Annotated in this window: 19 protein-coding genes; 11 read left to right on the forward strand and 8 right to left on the reverse strand. The window is 55.0% G+C overall.

All coding sequences use genetic code 11. The features are described from left to right. Positions 1 to 110: 110 nt before the first annotated feature. Positions 111 to 1,493, forward strand: coding sequence for a PhoH family protein (locus IZU99_03320; protein UOO38300.1), 1,383 nt, complete (start codon positions 111 to 113; stop codon positions 1,491 to 1,493). Between the two features lie 81 nt (positions 1,494 to 1,574). Here IZU99_03320 and IZU99_03325 read toward each other — a convergent pair whose 3' ends face one another. Beyond that, positions 1,575 to 2,201, reverse strand: a complete 627-nt coding sequence (locus IZU99_03325; GenBank protein UOO38301.1) for a response regulator transcription factor — start codon at positions 2,199 to 2,201, stop codon at positions 1,575 to 1,577. After that, positions 2,198 to 2,806, reverse strand: a complete 609-nt coding sequence (locus IZU99_03330; protein ID UOO38726.1) for a two-component sensor histidine kinase — start codon at positions 2,804 to 2,806, stop codon at positions 2,198 to 2,200. Before IZU99_03330 ends, IZU99_03325 begins: the two co-directional genes overlap by 4 nt. A 640-nt stretch (positions 2,807 to 3,446) precedes the next feature. On the opposite strand from IZU99_03330, the gene IZU99_03335 reads away from it, so the two are divergent. The 4 genes from IZU99_03335 (at position 3,447) to IZU99_03350 (ending at position 8,006) form a co-directional block, all read left to right on the forward strand. Continuing rightward, positions 3,447 to 4,385, forward strand: coding sequence for an ABC transporter ATP-binding protein (locus IZU99_03335; GenBank protein UOO38302.1), 939 nt, complete (start codon positions 3,447 to 3,449; stop codon positions 4,383 to 4,385). A gap of 5 nt (positions 4,386 to 4,390) precedes the next feature. Then, on the forward strand, positions 4,391 to 5,530 hold the full coding sequence (locus IZU99_03340; protein UOO38303.1) for an ABC transporter permease: 1,140 nt from the start codon (positions 4,391 to 4,393) through the stop codon (positions 5,528 to 5,530). Next, the gene (locus IZU99_03345; GenBank protein ID UOO38304.1) at positions 5,517 to 6,689 is read left to right on the forward strand and encodes an ABC transporter permease; all 1,173 of its coding nucleotides are present in this window, start codon (positions 5,517 to 5,519) and stop codon (positions 6,687 to 6,689) included. The genes IZU99_03340 and IZU99_03345 overlap by 14 nt, the downstream gene beginning before the upstream one ends. A gap of 204 nt (positions 6,690 to 6,893) precedes the next feature. Then, positions 6,894 to 8,006: a hypothetical protein gene (locus IZU99_03350; protein UOO38305.1), complete on the forward strand. Its 1,113-nt coding sequence runs from the start codon at positions 6,894 to 6,896 to the stop codon at positions 8,004 to 8,006. Between the two features lie 56 nt (positions 8,007 to 8,062). On the opposite strand, the gene IZU99_03355 is transcribed toward IZU99_03350, so the two are convergent. Continuing rightward, positions 8,063 to 9,220, reverse strand: a complete 1,158-nt coding sequence (locus IZU99_03355; protein UOO38306.1) for a zinc ribbon domain-containing protein — start codon at positions 9,218 to 9,220, stop codon at positions 8,063 to 8,065. Positions 9,221 to 9,553: 333 nt separating this feature from the next. Between IZU99_03355 and IZU99_03360 the strand changes: the two genes are divergently transcribed. The 6 genes from IZU99_03360 (at position 9,554) to amrS (ending at position 14,873) form a co-directional block, all read left to right on the forward strand. Beyond that, on the forward strand, positions 9,554 to 10,330 hold the full coding sequence (locus IZU99_03360) for an HAD family hydrolase (protein ID UOO38307.1): 777 nt from the start codon (positions 9,554 to 9,556) through the stop codon (positions 10,328 to 10,330). A 114-nt stretch (positions 10,331 to 10,444) separates the two neighbouring features. Continuing rightward, positions 10,445 to 10,891 carry a divergent PAP2 family protein gene (locus IZU99_03365; protein ID UOO38308.1) on the forward strand — a complete coding sequence of 149 codons (447 nt, stop codon included), beginning with the start codon at positions 10,445 to 10,447 and terminating at the stop codon, positions 10,889 to 10,891. Positions 10,892 to 10,909: 18 nt separating this feature from the next. Further along, complete coding sequence (locus IZU99_03370) at positions 10,910 to 11,962, forward strand: inorganic phosphate transporter (protein ID UOO38309.1); 1,053 nt, start codon at positions 10,910 to 10,912, stop codon at positions 11,960 to 11,962. Between the two features lie 5 nt (positions 11,963 to 11,967). Continuing rightward, positions 11,968 to 12,588, forward strand: coding sequence for a DUF47 family protein (locus tag IZU99_03375; protein ID UOO38310.1), 621 nt, complete (start codon positions 11,968 to 11,970; stop codon positions 12,586 to 12,588). A gap of 81 nt (positions 12,589 to 12,669) precedes the next feature. Next, a complete protein-coding gene (gene amrA / locus IZU99_03380; GenBank protein ID UOO38311.1) occupies positions 12,670 to 14,052 on the forward strand; it encodes an AmmeMemoRadiSam system protein A in 1,383 nt (460 codons plus the stop codon). After that, positions 14,049 to 14,873: an AmmeMemoRadiSam system radical SAM enzyme gene (amrS, locus tag IZU99_03385; GenBank protein UOO38312.1), complete on the forward strand. Its 825-nt coding sequence runs from the start codon at positions 14,049 to 14,051 to the stop codon at positions 14,871 to 14,873. The genes amrA and amrS overlap by 4 nt, the downstream gene beginning before the upstream one ends. A gap of 42 nt (positions 14,874 to 14,915) precedes the next feature. Here amrS and tlp read toward each other — a convergent pair whose 3' ends face one another. The 5 genes from tlp to IZU99_03410 all read right to left on the reverse strand — a co-directional run bounded on the left by tlp (position 14,916) and on the right by IZU99_03410 (position 18,939). Then, positions 14,916 to 15,146 (reverse strand): small acid-soluble spore protein Tlp, encoded by a 231-nt coding sequence (gene tlp, locus IZU99_03390; protein UOO38313.1) that lies wholly within the window; start codon positions 15,144 to 15,146, stop codon positions 14,916 to 14,918. A gap of 20 nt (positions 15,147 to 15,166) precedes the next feature. After that, positions 15,167 to 16,453, reverse strand: a complete 1,287-nt coding sequence (locus tag IZU99_03395; protein UOO38727.1) for a cysteine desulfurase — start codon at positions 16,451 to 16,453, stop codon at positions 15,167 to 15,169. Positions 16,454 to 16,556: 103 nt separating this feature from the next. Continuing rightward, a complete protein-coding gene (locus tag IZU99_03400; protein UOO38314.1) occupies positions 16,557 to 17,486 on the reverse strand; it encodes a hypothetical protein in 930 nt (309 codons plus the stop codon). A gap of 178 nt (positions 17,487 to 17,664) precedes the next feature. Further along, positions 17,665 to 18,732 (reverse strand): MBL fold metallo-hydrolase, encoded by a 1,068-nt coding sequence (locus tag IZU99_03405; protein UOO38315.1) that lies wholly within the window; start codon positions 18,730 to 18,732, stop codon positions 17,665 to 17,667. A gap of 48 nt (positions 18,733 to 18,780) precedes the next feature. Continuing rightward, entirely contained in the window at positions 18,781 to 18,939 is a 159-nt protein-coding gene (locus tag IZU99_03410) for a rubredoxin (GenBank protein UOO38316.1), read from the reverse strand. Positions 18,940 to 18,947 lie beyond the last annotated feature (8 nt).

Genomic DNA, 18,947 nt, shown 5'->3' on the forward strand with positions numbered 1-18,947 from the left:
TAGCATGAGAGAACGCAGGCTTTTTTACAGACATCTGACATCCGTCTAACAGTTTTCGCATATCGAAGTGTTAAAATAACAGCATACTCACAACATATGGGGGCGGACCTGTGAAAAAAACATATATCCTTGATACCAATGTCCTGCTGCAGACACCGCACGCGATTTACGCTTTTGGCGATAATGACGTCGTCATTCCAGAGGTCGTCCTCGAAGAACTCGACCGTATGAAAAAGGAAATGAACGAGCTCGGCGCCAACGCCCGTCAAACGGCGCGGCTCTTGGATGATTTGCGTGAAAAGGGCGATTTGACACGCGGCGTGCCGCTCCCAGGCGGGGGCTGCCTGCGCGTTGAGCTCAACTTTACCGATGTCACGCTCCCCGAGGCCTGGCATGCCGGAAAAGCTGACAACAGGATTTTAAAGGTTTGTAAAGGCCTGGTGCAGCGGCATGAAAAGGCCATTCTCGTCACGAAGGACGGTTTTCAGCGCATCAAATGCGATATCATCGGCGTCCCGGCGCAGGATTATAAAAACGAGCAGGTCGACACCCCGGACAGGGGGTACAGAGGGCGCGTGACGCTATATGTCGCGACGAAAAAGCTCAATGAGTTTTATAAAAAAGGCTCGTTGGATGTGAAATACGCCGCCGCCGTTGACCCCGATACCGGCGAAGCGCTGCCGTATACGCCGGTTTTAAACGAATTCATCGTCCTCGTCAGCAACGAGAGCATAAAGCATTCGGCACTCGGCCGGTTTGACGGTGAAAAAATCGTCGCGCTCCAGTATCTTGAGGAACGCCCCTTCGGCGTCAAGACGCGTAACGTCGGGCAGAAGTTTATGCAGGAGGCTCTGATGATGAGCTGCGACGATATGCCGCTTGTCATCGTCAAGGGCGCCGCAGGGACGGCCAAAACGTTCTTTGCTCTCGCCGTCGGCCTGCACAAAGTTATGGCCATAAAGGAGCGCCAGTATCGCAAGATTCTTGTTTGCCGTCCCAACGTCAAATTTGATGAGGATATCGGCTATCTGCCCGGCAGCGAAACGGAGAAGCTCGCGCCGTTTATGCGCTCGGTGATCGACAATCTGGAGATTCTTCTGGACAGCGACGAGAATGAGCGCTATAAAAACGAAAACGAGCTCAGGGACAAAGTTGACGAGCTGTTTCACCGCAATATCGTCACAACGGAGGCCATCGCCTACATCCGCGGCCGCTCGATCCAGAAAAACTGGGTCATCATTGACGAAGCGCAGAATTTAACGCCAAAGCAGGTTAAGGGCATCGTCACGCGCGCCGGGAAGGGCACCAAAATCGTTCTCATCGGCGACCCCGACCAGATCGACCACCCGTATCTCGACAGCCGCACAAACGGCCTGTGCTACGCCTCCGAGCGCATGAAGGGCAGCCGCTACTGTTGCCAGATCGCCATGGACGACGACGAATGCGAGCGCAGCCCACTGGCTTTCGACAGCGCCAATCGGATGAATACATAAAAAGCCTATTAAACAGTAAAAAGGTACAGAGTCTCTGTACCTTTTTTATTTATTATCTTATGTAAACTTTGATGCTGCCTTCTACCCCCGGGCGTTTTTATAATAAAAGATCGCCAGCTGCGTCCGGCGCTTGAAGCCGAGCTTATCCATAATAACGCTGACCGCGTTACGGACGGTGCCCTCGCTTAAATATAGAGCGGCGGCAATTTCGCGGTTAGAAAGGCCCTCGGCGATGAGGGCGATTATTTCCGTCTCCTTGTCGGTGAGGCCGAATTCGGCAAGGTCTGTTTTCTTCGTCTGGGTGAGCAGGCCGGGGAGCCTTGCAACAATATCCTCGCCGAAAACGCTCTGCCCGGTGTATACCGCTTTCAGCGCCGGGACAATACACTCAAAATCCTGCTTGAGCAGATAACCGCGCGCGCCGATCTTCAGGGCTTTGATAATATAGTCATCATCCGAAAACGTTGTGAGATAGAGAATTTTTGCCTCCGGGTGCGCTTTCAGGATTAGCGCGCCCGCGTCGAGCCCTGTCATCGTGTCCATGCGGATGTCCATGAGGAGAATATCGGGTTTCACGCTGTCGTACAGGGTGACGGCGTCTTCACCGCTTGTGCCGACAGCGGCAACGGTGAATCCAGCCTCGGCCTCAATAATTGTTTTCAGGGAAATACCGACAAGCCTGTCGTCGTCAACGATCACAATGTTCATGGCAAATCACCTCGCTTAGGAATAGAGACAAAAACGGTAAAGCCGCCGTCAAAGCCCGTGTGGGCGATACCGCCAAGGCTCTCGACGCGCTGGGCGATATTTTTCAGACCGAGGCCGTCTCCCGGCGTCTTTTTATGCGTGCCGTTATCCTTGACGATAAGCTGATACAATGCCGGGTGCTCCCGCAGCGTCACGGCGACGTGGGTGGCGTCTGAATGGCGGATGACGTTTGACAACGATTCCCGCACGACCGACAAAAGCGTGTATTTGACGCTTTTCGGCGGGTTGCCGTCTAAATCAGCGTCGAGCGTGATGGCGCAGAAATCAAAGCCGTCCGTCAGGCGCTTCGTTTCAAGGGAAAGGTCGACCGATTCGTCGTGCAGGTCGTGAACGCTCTCGCGGACACTCGTCATGCCGCTCGTGAGCGTCTCCTTCAGCGTTGTCAGCCTTGCGCGCAGGGCGTCATCCCGGCACGTTGCCAGAAGCGCGCCTGTCTGCAAAATGGCGTTTGACAGCACGTGGCCGACACTGTCATGAATATCCCGCGCGATTCTGTTGCGCTCAGTCAGCGTTGCCAGGCTCAGTTCATAATCCTGCTTGTCCATCAGGTCCTTATTCTTTTGCTCCAGTCGGAGCGAGAATTCCTTAGAGCTGTCCCGCAAGCTAATATAAGCGGTTTGAACGGTCAACAGAGACCGTGTCCGCCGCCGGATGTAAAAGGCAAGTCCGGCCAGCAGGACGATAAAAATGCAGGTGTCAACCGGCAGGGACGAAAAGCCCATACCGGCGGGGATGACTGAAAAAACCAGCACGGCCTGATATTTTGTGAAATAAACATCGTAGAAAATGACGGGCAGAAAGAAGAGAAACACCGGGAATAAAGCACATAAGACACAGAAAAAAAGAAGCCCCGCAAGCGTTGCACGCTCGTCGTCCAGATAGCTTATGAGGGCACTTATGATGATGACGCAGAGTAAAGGTACAATGAGATAAAGACCCATGTGATCCTTCGCGTACAAAACACCGCATAGGACGAACACGGTGAGCTTGTCGATATATTTGTCCACGGCCCCGCCCCCTCCCGGAAATCTCTGACAGCGCTATTTTAACAGAAGCACAAACCTTTTGCAATCGCACGGCGACAGCGAATATGACATTTGTCATACCGATTTCAGGAGGGTTTACACTGCCCTGTGACGATTGTTTGCAGTATGATGGCACTATCAAGCAAAGGGGGAAAACCACATGATAGTCAAGGTGCAAAACCTCGTCAAACGCTATGGCGACCTGATTGCCCTGGATCACTTTAATCTCGAGGTGCAGGAAGGTGAGGTGTTCGGGCTTTTAGGCCCCAACGGCTCGGGCAAGACAACGGCCATCGGCTGCATTCTGTCGCTGCTCAAATACGATAAGGGCACGATCGAGGTCTTTAATAAGCCGATGAACCCAGACTCGTATGACGCAAAACGGGATATCGGCATCGTCATGCAGAATGTCGCCGTTTTCAAGGAACTGACGGTTACGGAGAACATTGCGTATTTCTGCGGGCTGTACGTCCCCGATAAAAAGAAATGCGCAGCGCTCGTTGAAGAGGCTATCGAATTTGTGGGGCTTCAAAACTTCCGCAAGTTTTTGCCGAAGAAGCTCTCCGGCGGCCTTTTGCGGCGCTTGAACATTGCCTGCGGCATTGCCCACAAGCCGAAGCTCATTATTTTAGACGAGCCGACCGTCGCTGTTGACCCGCAAAGCCGCAACAGCATTCTTGAGGGCATTTTAAAGCTCAACCAAGACGGTGCCACCGTCATCTATACCTCGCATTACATGGAGGAGGTCGAGCAGATCTGCTCCCGCATCGCCATCATGGATAAGGGCAAAACAATCGCGACCGGTACGACAAACGAGCTTAAAGGTATGATCAATGTTGGGGAAAAGATTACAGCCGAGCTGCTAAATCCCGATTCCAGCGTTCTCGGCGGCATCAAGGCGCTTGGGCATATCGGCTCTGCTGAAATCATCGGATCAGACCTTGTCGTTAAATCGGAGCGGGGCAAAAACAACCTGACAGCAGTCCTTGACTATCTTAACGCCAACAGCATTGCCTACGGCAAAATCTACTGCGAGCTGCCGACGCTCAACGACGTGTTCCTGGAGATTACCGGCAAGCAGCTGCGGGACGAGGGGTGACGGCCATGTTTGGGCATGTGTTTAAATACAGGTTGAAAATCCTGACAAAAGGCAAGGCCGAGATTTTCTGGACGCTCATTTACCCCATGTTTTTGGCGTTTGTTTTCTCGCTCGCTTTTTCTAATCTCGCCAGTGCGGAATCCTTCAAAAGCATCCCCATCGACGTTGTTGACAACGCGGCCTATAAAAGCCAAACAGCCGTTGCAGAGACGCTCAAAGCCGTGTCGGACGATAACAGTGACAATCAGGAAAAGCTCTTCCATGTGACGTATACGACGCTTGAAACGGCGCAGGCAGATCTCGAAAGCAATCAGATCAAGGGCTATATCGTCTTTGACGGCGGCGCGCACGTCGTTGTCAAGGATTCCGGTTTCGACCAGTCCTTTATCAAGGAATTTATGGACAGCGTCACACAGGTCGGCTCGGCCGTGACGACGATTGTCCGAGAAAACCCCGCCGCCGCCGCAACGCTGAGCTATGACGGGAGCGCCAATTACATCAAGGGTGCCGTATCCGGCAAAACACAGGCCGACTCTTTGGCCGTCTATTATTACGGGCTCTTGGCGATGGCGGCACTATTCGGCAGCTTTTGGGGGATCAAAGAAATAGAGGATATTCAGGCCGATAATTCGCCGCACGCCACGCGCCTCAATCTTGCGCCGGTTCACAAAATGAAGGCGTTCACCGCATCGGTCTGCGCCGCCATTTTGATCCACTTTTTATCGCTTGTCCTTGTCGTGGCGTTTATCGCCCTTGTGTTAAAGGTCGGTTTCGGGACGCAGCTCGGCTATGTGCTTCTGACATGCTTTTTCGCCAGTCTCATGGGTGTTTCGTTCGGGGCATTTGTCGCGGCCTTGGTGAAAAACAACGGCGTGCGCCTGGCGGTAACGCTGGCGGTGAGCCTCGTGCTCTCCAGTTTGGCGGGTATGGTCAACGTCTCGCTCAAGTACCTCGTTGTCAACGCCGTGCCGATTATGGCCTATATCAATCCGGCAAATCTTATTTCAGATGCCTTTTACGCTCTTTATTGCTATGGCGCGAACGTGCGCTTCTTCCTCAATATCGCTCTCATGCTGGCGTTCTCGGTTGTCTTTTCCATCGGCGTGTATCTTGTAACGAGGGGGCGGAAGTATGCCAGTCTTTAAAGCATATCTGAAAATTATCAGAAAGTATCTGCCCAGTTTGCTGATTTACTTCGGCATGTTTATTGCCATTTCGGTCATCATTTCGAGTCTGACCGGCAGCCAGACAACGCAGGTATTCAATGCCACGATGGTCAAAATCGCCTTTATCAGTGATGATAGCGACAATGCCCTTGTGAGCGGCCTCAAGTCATATCTGGCCAATAACGCGCAGCTCGTCCAAGTGGCTGACACAAAGGAAAGCCTGCAGGATGCGCTCTTTTACGGTAAGGTTTCGTACATCCTCCGTGTGCCGAGCGGCTTTGAGGAGAGTTTTATGAGCGGCGCGGACACCGTCACGCTCGCAAAAACGACGCAGGCGATGTCAACAAGCAGTGTCAGCATCGACATGCTCGTCAACAAGTATTTAAACGTCGTCCGGCTGTATCATAAAAGCCTTCCGAATCTGAGCGAGCAGGAGATTGTTACGAAAACGCTCCAAAACCTCGATGAAAGCGTTCGGATCGACATGGCGTCAAGCGCCGGCCATCAAAAAACAGCGGGTCTTGCCGACTACTTTCAATACGCGGCGTATGCCATTTTAGGAACGCTCATCATGGGCATCACAACGGTCACAATGGCTTTTAACGACGGTGAAATAAGAAAAAGAAACGCCTGTTCACCGCTGCGCCCGCTGCGCCTGAGTCTGAGCCTATTTTTGGGCAATGCCGTTTTTGCCCTCGCTGTCTGGGCTGCACTCTGCGCCCTCTCGCTTGGGCTTTTCGGCGGATTCACGCTCGATAGCGGTGCTGTGCTCCTGTGTCTCAATGCGCTGGTTTTTACTATCGTCTGTCTGACCATCGGGTTTCTTGGCGGCAAGTTCATCAAAAGTCCTACTGCGCAGGCGGCCTTTACAAACATCGTCTCCCTCAGCATTTGCTTTATCAGCGGCGTTTTTGTACCGCAGGAGCTGCTCAGCGGCACCGTATTGAAAATTGCAAGCTTAACGCCCGGTTACTGGTATGTCAGTGCCGTCAACACCATTCGGAGCCTCTCGTCGTTTGACTTGACGCGTATCAGGCCGATCCTTTCCGATATGCTCATCCAGCTCGGGTTTGCCGCAGCGCTCCTGATCGTTGCGCTCACCGTCGCAAAGCAGCAGCAGCGCAGTCTGGAGAGCTGACCCACAAGCACGGCGAACACGCTGTCATCAATGCGTTCGGCGCATCATAAAAATACGGTGCAAGGGTAAGGCCTTGCACCGTATTTTTGCGCCATATATACCCAAAGGCAGACGATGGTAAAATCTGTGCCGTTCTTCATCGGCATGAAAAGTGCTGAAACAGCCATACTAAAGCCGGTATTATCTCGAATAAAGGAAGATTTTATGAGAACGATCAAAGCGCTCCTACTCAGTGTTATTACCATATTATCGCTCGCCGGAACAGCCTCAGCTGCCAATTTTGACAGCGCCGGGAATAAGTTTGACATGGCCGGGGACGTCATTGCAGACAAAAGCGTCCAGGGGGACTATGTCGCCTTCGGGCAGACCGTCAAGCTCGAAGCGGGCGTCACGGGGGACATTATCGCCGGCGGCCGCAGCATCGTCATTACCGACGATAACGCCGTCCAGAATATTTTCGCTATGGGGCAGACCGTCACCGTGCGCGCGAAAAGCGCCCGGAACATTTACGGTGCGGGGAGCGACGTGACAATCAGCGCCGGGACGGAAGCCAAGGGCGTATACCTCGCCGGGGCAAGCCTCAATTTTGGCGGCACGGCGACGGACCTGTATATGGCGGGAACGACCGTCACCGTAGACGGCAGCATCTTGAACAACGCTGTAATCCGCAGCGACCACATCACCTTTGGCCGCAGTGCAACCGTCGGCGGCCATGTCACGATTTACGCAACCGTCAAGCCCGAGCTTCCGCCGACGATCGACGCGTCAAAGGTAACCTTTCAGCGCGTGATGCAACGGAACAATGAAAAGGCATCAAACGCTGTACGCGGTATCAGCCGAATGGCTGTCATCATGGGCATCCTCGGCATTGTGACAAACGTTTTGCTGGCCATTTTCTTGACGCTGTTCCGAGGCGGCTATTTCAAGCAGCGCGCCGTGGAATTCAAAAAGCGGTGGGGAAAAGCGCTTTTGTTCGGTCTGATTGCGCTGATTGTCATCCCGGTCGCCGCGCTCATCTGTATGGTGACAATCGTGGCCATCCCTCTTAGCATCGTCGTTTTAATCATCTACGGTATTGTGCTTTATCTGGCACCAGCTGTAACCGGCATCGTTCTCGGGCGGCTTTTACTGCCGCGGTTCAATCGTTACTTGTCTTCAAGCCTTGGCGCCGCCGCTGTCAAAATCCTTTTGTTTGTCCCATACGTGAGGGTCCTTCTCTATCTGGCCTGCGCCCTTTATACGCTGGGCATCACGGTTTTCTGGCTCCGGCCGCGCCGTGAAAATAACAACGATGACGCAAAGCCCCATATCGCTTAGATAAAAAACCGACCTCGCGCCTTAAAAGCGCGGGGTCGGTTTTTTGTCTGATGAAATTAAAACTCGTCGTAAGTAATCGGTGAGGCCGATGTGCCGCTGCCCGCGGCGTCGAGGACAATGAGGCTGTCTTCCGACTTCGTGACGGTTACCTGGCTGTCAAGGACGAAATAAACCGTGCCATCGCCGAACAGCTCGTCAGTGTTATACCAGGTTGGACCGGCAGCATATCTGATTTCATAGGTGCCAGTCGGAAGGCCCATCAGATATTCCGTCTCGCCGCCTTGTATGTAAAAGGCGCTGATGAGCGTTTGGCCGTCAGAGCTGATGATTTCCACGGCATAGTCGTTACCGGGCTTCGTTGTAACTAAAAGCGCACCGTCAATATCCTGCTCATCCTTGTAGAATACATAGCCGCTGTCCGGATAGCTCTCGTCGTAATGCGTTGTTCCGCCGAGATAATCGGACATAGAGTAGGACTCATATCCTTCGAGATAGACCTGCGTCCCTTTAGTCTCAATGCTGTACACCGAGCCGTCGCTGTAGACGAGCAAATCAACGACGGAACCCTTATAAGTGAAGGTGTAAACAGTGCCGACGTCAGCTTCTGAATAAGTATCGAAATTTGAAATGGCGTTGGCGTCGAGGCCGATATCCTCAAAAGCAGCCAGAATGTTGTCGGCGGTGGCCGTATCAAAGTCGGCAAGTGCCTGCGGAATGCTCATATCCGTCACAACCGGTGTTGCAGTGTCGGCTGGCGGGCGAACGTTGGTGGAGGTGCCGGGGCCTCCGGCGAGGCTCGTGTTGTTTTTGTTGGACAGGAGCAGAAATGTTGTAATCACGCCGCCTATTACGACAACAGCCGCCACAACGGCGATGATGATCGGCAGTGTTTTTTTCCCGCCGCCGGGCCCGCCGGGGTATGCCGGGCCGCCCGGATACGGTGCGTTTTGATAGTACGGCTGACCTTGCGGCGTGTTTTGATAGTACGGTTGGCCCTGGGGCGCGTTTTGGTAATACGCCGGACCCTGCTGTGCCCCGCCTTGCTGGTTTGATCCGTTCTGAACTGGAGCGCTGGCTGTGTTCGAAGCGTCATAAGCGCCGCCTGTTGAAGCAGGCGGATTTGAACTCGCGGCGTTACCGATACCGGCCCCGCAGCCCGTACAGAAGACAGCTTCGTCGCCCAGTTCTTTTCCGCAGTTTGGACAGAATTTCATAATGATTGCTCCCCCTCAATCTTTATTGACAATGAAGTAGTGTCGCATCGGGTCAAAATTAGGATGTATATATTTGAATCTATCATATCGGCCAATTCGATGTAAAGTCCTAAGTACGATTTTCTGCTCAATTTCTACTTTTATTGTATGTTTTGAACATATTGTCCGATGACGTTGAAATTCCGCATCGGCAGCACAAAAACCGGAGACGGTACCGCGCAGAGGTCATATTTAACGGCATTCTGATTGACGGCGATGAAAATAAAACGCTATAATGTGACGATGAAGGGCAGGAGAACAAAGCGCGCCGGCGGCGGCGCGGAAAGGACTATAATGGATATTATCAGAGGGAAAAAAGGCTATATTATCGATATGGACGGCGTAATATACCATGGGGACAGGCTCTTGCCTGGGGTCAAGGAATTTGTGGACTGGCTTTACAGGGAGAATAAAAAGTTCCTTTTTCTCACAAACGCCAGCGGCCGCTCACCGAGGGAGCTGCAGCAAAAGCTTTATCGTATGGGGCTGGATGTCGATGAAAGCCATTTTTATACGAGCGCGCTCGCCACGGCAAAATTTTTAAGTCGCCAGCATCCCGGTTGCAGCGCCTACGCCATCGGTGAGCCCGGCTTATTTAACGCGCTGCATGATTCCGGCATCACCAGTAATGACATTAACCCCGATTATGTTGTCGTTGGGGAGACAGGCACGTATAATTATGAAAAAATTTGTCTCGCCGTCCGCCTCGTTTTGGCAGGGGCCAAGCTTGTCGGAACAAATTCCGACCTGACGGGGCCGAGTGAAAACGGCATTATCCCCGCCTGCCGGGCGCTTGTCGCGCCGATTGAGCTGGCGACTGGGCGAAGCGCTTATTACATTGGAAAGCCGAACCCCTTGATGATGCGGACGGGCCTTAGCCTGCTCGGCACGCATTCCGAAGAGACGGCGATGATCGGCGACCGCATGGATACGGATATCATTGCCGGTATCGAAAGCGGCTTGGATACCGTACTCGTTCTCTCCGGCGTGACGACGGAGAAAATCATGGAAAAGTACCCCTATCGGCCGCGTGTTGTCTTGGGCGGCGTTGGGGAAATCCCCCTTTCGTAACGCACCGATGCATACAAAAGCGGCCATCATTTGACGCCGTCTGTGCTTTCTCATTGTTTTTTGCGCGTGCCTGTGGTATCATGATGAAACTACTTTTAAAGGATGACAGCCTGTATGGACTGGTTTTTGCAGCTTGTGAGAAACGCGATCATCATCAATGGTTCCATCGCATGGGTGTCGGCTCAGGTGCTGAAAACGCTCATCCATGCTGTTGTCAACAAAAAGCTCGATTTGCCACGCCTCGTTGGTGACGGCGGCATGCCGAGCAGCCACTCGGCGACGGTGACGGCCGTTGCTGCGACATGCGCGTTGAATTACGGGCTGTCCTCTTATCAGTTTGGTATTTCGGCCATGCTGGCCTTTATCGTTATGCACGACGCCATGGGCGTTCGACTGGAGGCGGGTAAACAGGCAAAGGTTCTCAACCAGATGATCGCCTTTATTGATTCCTTCGGGCAGGACTTAACGCCAGAGGAAAAGCTGAAGGAATTTGTTGGCCATACGCCGATGCAGGTGTTTGCCGGGGCGGCGTTAGGTCTCATGATCGCGCTCGTTTTCTGATGGGACTGTTTCAGGCATATGGCGGAAGGAACGGTTCAGGTCATTGTTGTCGCCGTAATCGCGGCAGGTCTTATATTTGCGCTGTCCAACGGCCTGCACGACGCAAGCTCCGTTGTGGCAACGTTTATCGCCTGCGGTGCGGCGTCGCCGGGCATTGCTGTTTTGCTTGCTTCGTTCTTCGGGCTTGCCGGGGCCGTTTTCGGCGGCAGTTTGGTTGCTAACACCATCTCGTCCGTCATTGATCTTCCGGCGTCGGTGCCGCTGCTTTATGTACTGCTGGCTGCCATTATCGGTGCGACGCTCTGGAACGCCGTCACATGGGGGTTTGGCCTGCCGTCAAGCTCAACACATGCGCTGATCGGCGGGATTGTCGGCGCGGTTATCGTTTCATCAGGGCCCGGCCATGTTTTGTGGGGCGTTCGGGAGCTGGCGGCGGCGGGGCACCAGTTTGTCGGCATCGTGAAAATCGTCGTGTCTCTCGGTTTATCGCCGCTTTTAGGCTTTGTGCTGGCGTTTGCCGCTGAAAAAGCCGCCATGCTTCTTTTAAGAAACGCGAAAGCTGCCGCAAACAAATGGCTCAAACGCCTGCAGTGGGTCGTTACAGCCGGTCTGTCATTTTCCCATGGGGCGAACGATACACAAAAAATACTTGGTCTCATTATCTTGGCTCTTGCTGCCGGGGGCGGCGCCTCCGCAAGCACCGTTCCAATCTGGGCGCGGCTTGGCAGCGGGGCTTTTTTGTTTTTGGGGACGCTTTTGGGCGGCTGGCGAATCATGAAAACAGTTGGCAGAGGCATCTATGAACTCAAACCGGTGCACAGTCTCAGCGCCCAGCTGTCTTCGGCCATGTCACTGCTCTTTGCCAACGCCACGGGCGCACCTGTTTCAACAACGCACGTCGTCGTCGGCACCGTTATGGGTGTCGGCGCGGCTGATAATTTTCGTATGGTCAATTGGAAGGTTGTTAAGGATATTATCGTCTCGTGGGTCATTACCATTCCGGCTGCCGGCGCGGCGGCGGCTGTTGTCTATCTTGTCATGAGCGTCTTATCAAGGGCAATTATGAGGTGAGCAGAATGAACACAGGCTTTTTTGCACGGCTTTTTCCGGTGAAATATGACTTTATCAAGCTTCTGGAGGAGCAGGGGGAATTAAACAGCCGCGCCGTCGGTGCGCTGTTGCGCTGGCTTGACGGCGGCAGTGTGGTAGATGCCGAGACGATGCAGGCGTTGTATAACGAAGCCGACCGCGCGCGCAAGGAGCTGGAACGCCAACTGGTGGAGGCGTTTTCAACACCATTTGATCGTGGCGACATTTATTACATTTCCCGTACAATGAACAAGGTGCTGGCGTACGCCGAATCAACACTGACGGCGATGCAGACGTTTGACATGCAGCCTGATAAAATTATCATTGGCATGGCGGAAAAGCTCCAGCTCGGGTCAGACACCTTTTTGTCGTCCGTCCGGATGCTGAAAACAGCACCGAACAAGGCCGAGGCGTATATTCCGGCCATTCGGGCAACGCATCTTGAAACAGAGGCGCTCTACCGCGCCGGAATGCTGGATGCTTTTCAAAGCGGCGATGCCATGGGGGCACTGCGCCGCCGGGAGATTTACCATCATTTGAAGGATGCGTCAAAAAATCTGGAGGACGCTGTCGACATTCTCCACAGGATTATCGTCCGCCTCGTTTGAGCTGGGCGGTTTGTCCGGCGAATGAGGACGGGGTGTTCGCGGCAGAATACGAAATGCGAAGCTTTTTGAGGAGGTCACACCGTGATTACAGGCGCCTTTATCATGCCGCACCCGCCGATTATCCTGCCGGAAATCGGGCGCGGCGAAGAAAAAAAGCTGCGAAAAACGATTGACGCCTGCCGGAAGGCCGCCCAAATGATTGCACAGCTTGCCCCGCAGACGATTGTCCTCACAACGCCGCACAGCGTCACTTATGCCGACTATATCCACATATCGCCGGGCGAACGTGCCGAAGGCGACATGGGCCGTTTCTCGGCGCCCGGCGTCAAACTGCACGCCGACTGTGATACGGCGTTTATCGCGGCGCTTGAAGAAGAGGCGCTGGCAGACGGCCTTGCGGCCGGGACACTTGGCACACGGGAAAAAACGCTTGACCACGGGGCCATGATCCCGCTGTCGTTTGTCAACGAGCAGTACAAAAACTACCGCCTCGTGCGTGTCGGTCTGTCTGGCCTGTCTTTTGCGCAGCACTACCGCTTCGGCATGTGCGTGCGCAAAGCCGCTGAAAAACTGGGGCGCAGCGTCGTGATGCTCGCCAGCGGTGACCTGTCGCACAAGCTTTTGGAAAGCGGGCCGTACGGCTTTGACGCGGCGGGTGCTTTATTCGATCAGGAGATCACCGGCGCGATGGCGGCGGGCGATTTCCTGCGCTTTTTGTCCATACCTCCGGCCATCGCGGATAAGGCGGCCGAGTGCGGCCTGCGCTCGTTTATCATCATGGCGGGCGCGCTCGACGGGCAGGCGGTTGATGCTCAGCTTCTGTCCTACGAGGGGCCGTTCGGCGTCGGCTACGGCGTCGCGTCTTTTATCCCGAAAGGACCCCAGCCCAATCGTCATTTTCTCGATATCTTTATCAAAGCCGAAGCCGTGCGGCTCGGGGCGCTGCGCGACGCGGCGGATCCGTATGTACGCCTGGCGAGGCTTTCTATTGAACGCTTCGTCAAAACCGGCAAACGCGCAGACCTCCCCGATCAGCTGCCGGAGGAAATGCGACGTCGGCGCGCCGGCGTCTTTGTCTCGATCAAAAAAGACGGGCAGCTGCGCGGCTGTATCGGCACGATTGCGCCCGTGACGGGGTGCATTGCCGAGGAAATTTTAAAGAACGCCGTCAGCGCCTGCTCGGAGGACCCGCGTTTTGAGGCGGTGCGCCCGGAAGAGCTCAGCAGTCTTGTCTACAGCGTGGACGTGCTCTCACCGCCGGAGCCAATTGCGTCACCGCAAGAGCTGGACGTTCGGCGCTACGGCGTCATCGTCACCGCCGGCCGCCGCCGCGGTCTTCTGCTGCCGAACCTGGAGGGTGTTGATACCGTCCAAGCGCAAATTGACATCGCGCGGCAGAAGGCCGGGATTCGCCCGGGGGAACAAGTCAGCCTCGAGCGCTTTGAGGTGGTGCGCCACACGTGAAGATAGCGTGCGATATCTGCCCGCATGCCTGTTTTATCGAAGAAGGCCATGTCGGCTTTTGTCATGCCAGAGGCAACACGGGCGAAAAAATCACCGCCGTCAACTACGGCAGGCTCACGAGTCTGGCCCTTGACCCCATCGAAAAAAAGCCGCTCAAACGCTTTCTCCCCGGCAGCCTCATCCTGTCCGTCGGAAGCTTCGGCTGTAATCTGCGCTGCCCGTTCTGCCAAAACTGTACCATCTCGATGGCCGATATGACGGCTGAAACGGCCTTTTGGCCGCCGGAACAGCTTATCGACTATACCTTGGCGCTCCGCCCCCAGGGGAATATCGGCCTTGCGTATACGTATAACGAACCGCTTGTCGGCTATGAGTATGTCTTGGACTGCGCGCGCCTGGCGCAGACGCATGAGCTCAAAAACGTCCTCGTCACAAACGGCTATGTCTGTGAAGAGCCTCTGCGCGCCCTCCTGCCGCTTGTAGACGCCATGAACATCGATCTCAAGGGTTTTACCGAGGCGTTTTACGAAAAGCTCTCAGGCGACTTAGAGACGGTTAAACGGACCGTTGCCATATCAGCCGGGCAGTGCCATGTCGAGGTAACGACGCTCATCATCCCCGGCGAAAATGACGGGGAGGACGAGATACTGTCTCTGGCATCGTGGCTTGGTACCGTTTCACCCGACATTCCACTCCATTTGACCCGCTTTTTCCCCCGCTATCAATACGCCGATAAAAGCCCCACGCCCGTTGAAACGCTTCAAAGGCTCGGAGAAATCGCAAGGCAACACCTCCGTCACGTCTACCTAGGCAATATTTAAGGCCGGTGAGATCACCGGCCTTAAATTTGCTGTTTTATATCGTCAGAAGTTCTTTTTGCCCTTTAGATGCGCCGCCTCGTCCTTAATCTCCCGGCGGAAGCTCTCAAGCGCCTCTTTGCGCCGCTCATTCTTGTCCGAGAGTTCCTCGCGCGTTTTGTCATTCGAGGTCGCGCGCAGCGTCTTGTCCGTTTCGCGGATGTTCCGAACCGTATCGTCGATGCTCTTCTGGATATGCGCGACGTTATCGGCCCTGTTGTCGGGATTATGTTTCACTTTTTCAGCCCTCCTTGATGTCAGGTTCTGTCAAACATAGTATTTGCCGCGTGATAACCGATATCATAGGAAAAAATTGGAGAGGGGGATACCGCATCCCGGAGCGCATAGATAAACAGATCGATGTCCTCAAAGGTGTTGTAGAGGGCAAGCGAGGCGCGCACAGTGCCGTCAAGCCCGAAGCGTTTTAAAACGGGCTGCGCGCAGTGATGCCCAGCACGCACGGCAATGCCCGCGCGGTCGAGGGCATGGGCAATATCGGCGGCGTCCCTGCCCGGAACAGAAAAGGACACAACGCCTGCACGATGCTTCGGATGACCGACGAGCAAAACGCCGCTCGTGCGGTGCGTCTCCTCAAGCATGTATGCCAGAAGCGACTGTTCGTATTGTGAAATGCATTCAAGCCCGATACCTGTCACATAATCGATGGCGCTGGAGAGGCCAACGGCACCGGCTAAATTCCCCGTTCCGGCTTCAAACTTCTGGGGGGCGCTTTGGAAGCGGCTTTCCGAGAGTGTGACGCTTTCAATCATATTGCCGCCGCCCTGATAGGGCGGCATTGCGTCCAGCAGCGCCTTTTTGCCGTACAACACGCCGATGCCGGTTGGCCCAAAGAGCTTGTGCCCGGAAAAAACATAAAAGTCGCAGTCCAGCGCGCGGACATCAACCGGCAGGTGGGAGACAGCCTGCGCCCCGTCAACGAGCACAACGGCGCCCGCTTGGTGCGCCAGCGCCGTCATTTCCGCAATTGGCAAAATCGTCCCCAAGGCGTTTGAGACGTGCGCCACGGCGACGATTTTGACGCGCGGCGTCAAAAGGCGCGCATATTCGGATAAGACGATGTCGCCGCCGTCGTCAATGGGAATCTCCCGGAGGAGGGCGCCCGTTTTCCGGCAGACAAACTGCCAAGGCACGATGTTGGCGTGGTGCTCGAGGCCGGAGACAAGAATTTCGTCGCCGGGATCAAGGCGCGCTGTGCCATAAGACGACGCGACGAGATTGATACCCTCCGTCGCGCCGCGCACAAAAACAATTTCGTCCGCCTGAGCCCCAAGAAAAGCGGCAATTGTAGAGCGCGCCTGCTCATACGCCGCCGTCGCGCGCTGCGCGAGCGTGTGTGCCGCGCGATGGACGTTTGAATTCTCTTCTTCATAAAAACGGACGAGACGACGGATAACGCAGGCGGGTTTTTGCGTCGTCGCGGCGTTGTCGAGCCAGACGAGCGGCCTTCCGCCCACGCGCTTGTGTAAAATCGGGAAATCGTTGCGAATGGCGGCGGCATTGAACAAAGCGCCGCTGCCCGGCATGAAACAGGGCACTTCGGCACACGGCGGTGTAGGGGTGAAAAATTCGGGATAAGCTTGGAGCGCCGCTTCCGTGAGCTGCCGCGCAGCAGCCTGCGCGTCACATTCAGTCATCGCCATATCCTGTGTCGACGTCTTCCAAAACGGCGATGGCGTCTTCCGTCAAAATAGCGGCCGAGCAGTAAATGGACAGCAGATAAAAGCCAACGCCCTTATTGTCAATTCCCATGAAGCGCACAGAGAGTCCGGCAGACTGCTCGCCCGGCAGCCCCGTCTGATACAGTCCGATAACGCCCTGGCGGCTCTCGCCGCTGCGGATAAGAAGAATGTCCGTTTTGCCGTTGCCATCACCGTCCGGCGCGCGTACGTGCAGCTTGTCGCACGGGACGATGGGAATGCCGCGCCACGTGAGAAACGGCGCGCCGAAAAGCGTTGTCGCGACAGGGGGGACGCCGCGCCGCGTGCACGAGCGGCCAAACGCGGCAATGGCCAACGGATGAGCGAGAAAAAAAGAGGGTTCCTTCCAAACCTTGGCGATCAGCGCATCGAAATCATCCGGTGTCGGCGCGCCATGCCGCGAGCGCAGATGCTGCGCGGCGTCAATATTTTTCAGCAGCCCGTAGTCGTCGCTGTTGATGATGAGATGCTCCTGCCGCTCTTTAATTGTCTCCATGCCGAGGCGCAGCTGCTCCTTGACTTGATCAAACGGTTTGCTGTAGAGGTCTGAAACACGCGTACCGATTTTGACAATCGTTGAAACCGATGTCAGGATGTATTCGCGCGGGGAGAGCTCATAGTCTAAAAAACCCTCGGGAATGTCGGCGCTGTTGGCCTGCGTGCAGAGAAAATCAAGCGCTGTGTCGGTGTTTTTCACCTTGTTGAGTCGGAATATGCCCGTTTCAACAGGCTTGAGCTCAAGAAATTTTGAAAGCCATCGGGGCGTAATGGCGCTGTACTGCGGCGGCGTTTTAACGACCTCGGCCAGCTGATAGGCTGAACGCGGCGACAGAGCGTTTTGGATATCCTGTTCCGGCATAACGTTCTCCTTGTGATACAGAATTTGGATAATTGTTATAGTTTTCAACCGGCGTCAGAAATTATTCACAGGAAAATGCCTGTTGCGGGTGTTGCTGTGGGCACAGTTTTGGTGGATTTGCTGATAAAAGGCAAAACAATGCCGGTGTCACGGGACACCGGCATTGTAGACAAAAGTGCTATGACATCAAATTCCAGGCAAGCATGCCGCCGCGCAGGACCTTCACATTTTTGAAACCGGCCTTCGTTAAAATCTGCGCGCCCGTTGTGGCACGCGCGCCGGAGCGGCAGATAACGACGATTTCCTTGTCGTTGTAAGCTTCCAGCTCGCCAAGCCGCGCGCTGAGCTCGCCAATGGGTATGTTGACAACGCCCGCGATGGCGCCAAGCGTTGAGACGAGCTCTTCCGGCTGCCGGACATCGAGCAGCAGCGGTTTAGCGCCCGACGCCAGCGCTTCCCGCAGCTCTTGCGGCGTCATCATCGTTACCGCGAGCTCATTGACGCTTTTGTCCATCGTGCCCTTGAGCTCGCAGGCGGCAATATCGGCGGGGATCCAAACGCCCTTTGGGTCACGCGCGCAGGCATAATTTGCTTTCAGGACGTCGGCCATCCAGTCGGCGGGGCCGAGGCGCAGGTCCTCAATGTACTGCACAAAGGCCTCTTTCGTCCGCGCTTTTAAGTGCGGGTTGGATTCCTTTTGATGACCGAGCGTGGAAAGCCGCCTGTCGTGGTACTCGTGCGCCGGGCACACGAGCAGGTCATCCGGCAGCTCCGAGAGCTTTGAAAGGCTCTCCCAATGCGCAGCCGCACTGCCGCCGGGCAGGTCGTCACGCCCGCCGCCGCTGTCGTCAAGAAAAAGGCAGTCGCCCGTCAGAAGCTTCCCGCCGACGATCAGACTGATGGAATCACCCGTGTGGCCGGGCGTCGCCACGACATCGAAACGAATACCGTTGAGCATTAGCGTATCGCCGTCCTTGGCACGGTCGGTGACACACATCGCAGGAGCGTTGACGTGCATGATATACGCGCAGTCTAAAGCGTCCTTCAGTGCCGGGCAGGCGGAGATGTGGTCGGCATGCGTGTGCGTATCAATAACGTGGGTCAGCGTGAGCCGTCTGGCTTTCAAAAGCGCCAAATAATCCGTAAAATGGTCGAGAACAGGGTCAACGAGGACGACGCGGCTGTCCTCGTCAGAGCTGATCAGATACGTTCGGCAGTAGTGCGGGTTGAGCTGCTCAAATATCATGTTTATCACCTCTTTTGTATTGAAGCGACACTCAGTCGGACCAACGGTTTATGCTTCCGTGAAGTCGGCTTTCGCCGCGCCGCAGACGGGGCAAACCCAGGTGTCCGGCAGGTCCTCAAAAGGCGTTCCGGGTGCAATGCCGCTGTCGGGGTCGCCCTCGGCGGGGTCGTAGATGAAACCGCAGACGGGGCAGATATATTTTTTCATAATCAATT

The organism is Oscillospiraceae bacterium CM, from assembly GCA_022870705.1.
Classification (GTDB): domain Bacteria; phylum Bacillota; class Clostridia; order Oscillospirales; family Oscillospiraceae; genus Sporobacter.

Bases quoted from the DNA above. Each gene is read 5' to 3' on its own strand.
- IZU99_03325 (UOO38301.1), bottom strand. From the start codon at position 2,201: ATGAACATTGTGATCGTTGACGACGACAGGCTTGTCGGTATTTCCCTG.
- IZU99_03330 (UOO38726.1), bottom strand. From the start codon at position 2,806: ATGGACAAGCAGGATTATGAACTGAGCCTGGCAACGCTGACTGAGCGC.
- IZU99_03335 (UOO38302.1), top strand. From the start codon at position 3,447: ATGATAGTCAAGGTGCAAAACCTCGTCAAACGCTATGGCGACCTGATT.
- IZU99_03340 (UOO38303.1), top strand. From the start codon at position 4,391: ATGTTTGGGCATGTGTTTAAATACAGGTTGAAAATCCTGACAAAAGGC.
- IZU99_03345 (UOO38304.1), top strand. From the start codon at position 5,517: ATGCCAGTCTTTAAAGCATATCTGAAAATTATCAGAAAGTATCTGCCC.
- IZU99_03350 (UOO38305.1), top strand. From the start codon at position 6,894: ATGAGAACGATCAAAGCGCTCCTACTCAGTGTTATTACCATATTATCG.
- IZU99_03355 (UOO38306.1), bottom strand. From the start codon at position 9,220: ATGAAATTCTGTCCAAACTGCGGAAAAGAACTGGGCGACGAAGCTGTC.
- IZU99_03360 (UOO38307.1), top strand. From the start codon at position 9,554: ATGGATATTATCAGAGGGAAAAAAGGCTATATTATCGATATGGACGGC.
- IZU99_03365 (UOO38308.1), top strand. From the start codon at position 10,445: ATGGACTGGTTTTTGCAGCTTGTGAGAAACGCGATCATCATCAATGGT.
- IZU99_03370 (UOO38309.1), top strand. From the start codon at position 10,910: ATGGCGGAAGGAACGGTTCAGGTCATTGTTGTCGCCGTAATCGCGGCA.
- IZU99_03375 (UOO38310.1), top strand. From the start codon at position 11,968: ATGAACACAGGCTTTTTTGCACGGCTTTTTCCGGTGAAATATGACTTT.
- IZU99_03395 (UOO38727.1), bottom strand. From the start codon at position 16,453: ATGCCGGGCAGCGGCGCTTTGTTCAATGCCGCCGCCATTCGCAACGAT.
- IZU99_03400 (UOO38314.1), bottom strand. From the start codon at position 17,486: ATGCCGGAACAGGATATCCAAAACGCTCTGTCGCCGCGTTCAGCCTAT.
- IZU99_03405 (UOO38315.1), bottom strand. From the start codon at position 18,732: ATGATATTTGAGCAGCTCAACCCGCACTACTGCCGAACGTATCTGATC.
- IZU99_03410 (UOO38316.1), bottom strand. From the start codon at position 18,939: ATGAAAAAATATATCTGCCCCGTCTGCGGTTTCATCTACGACCCCGCC.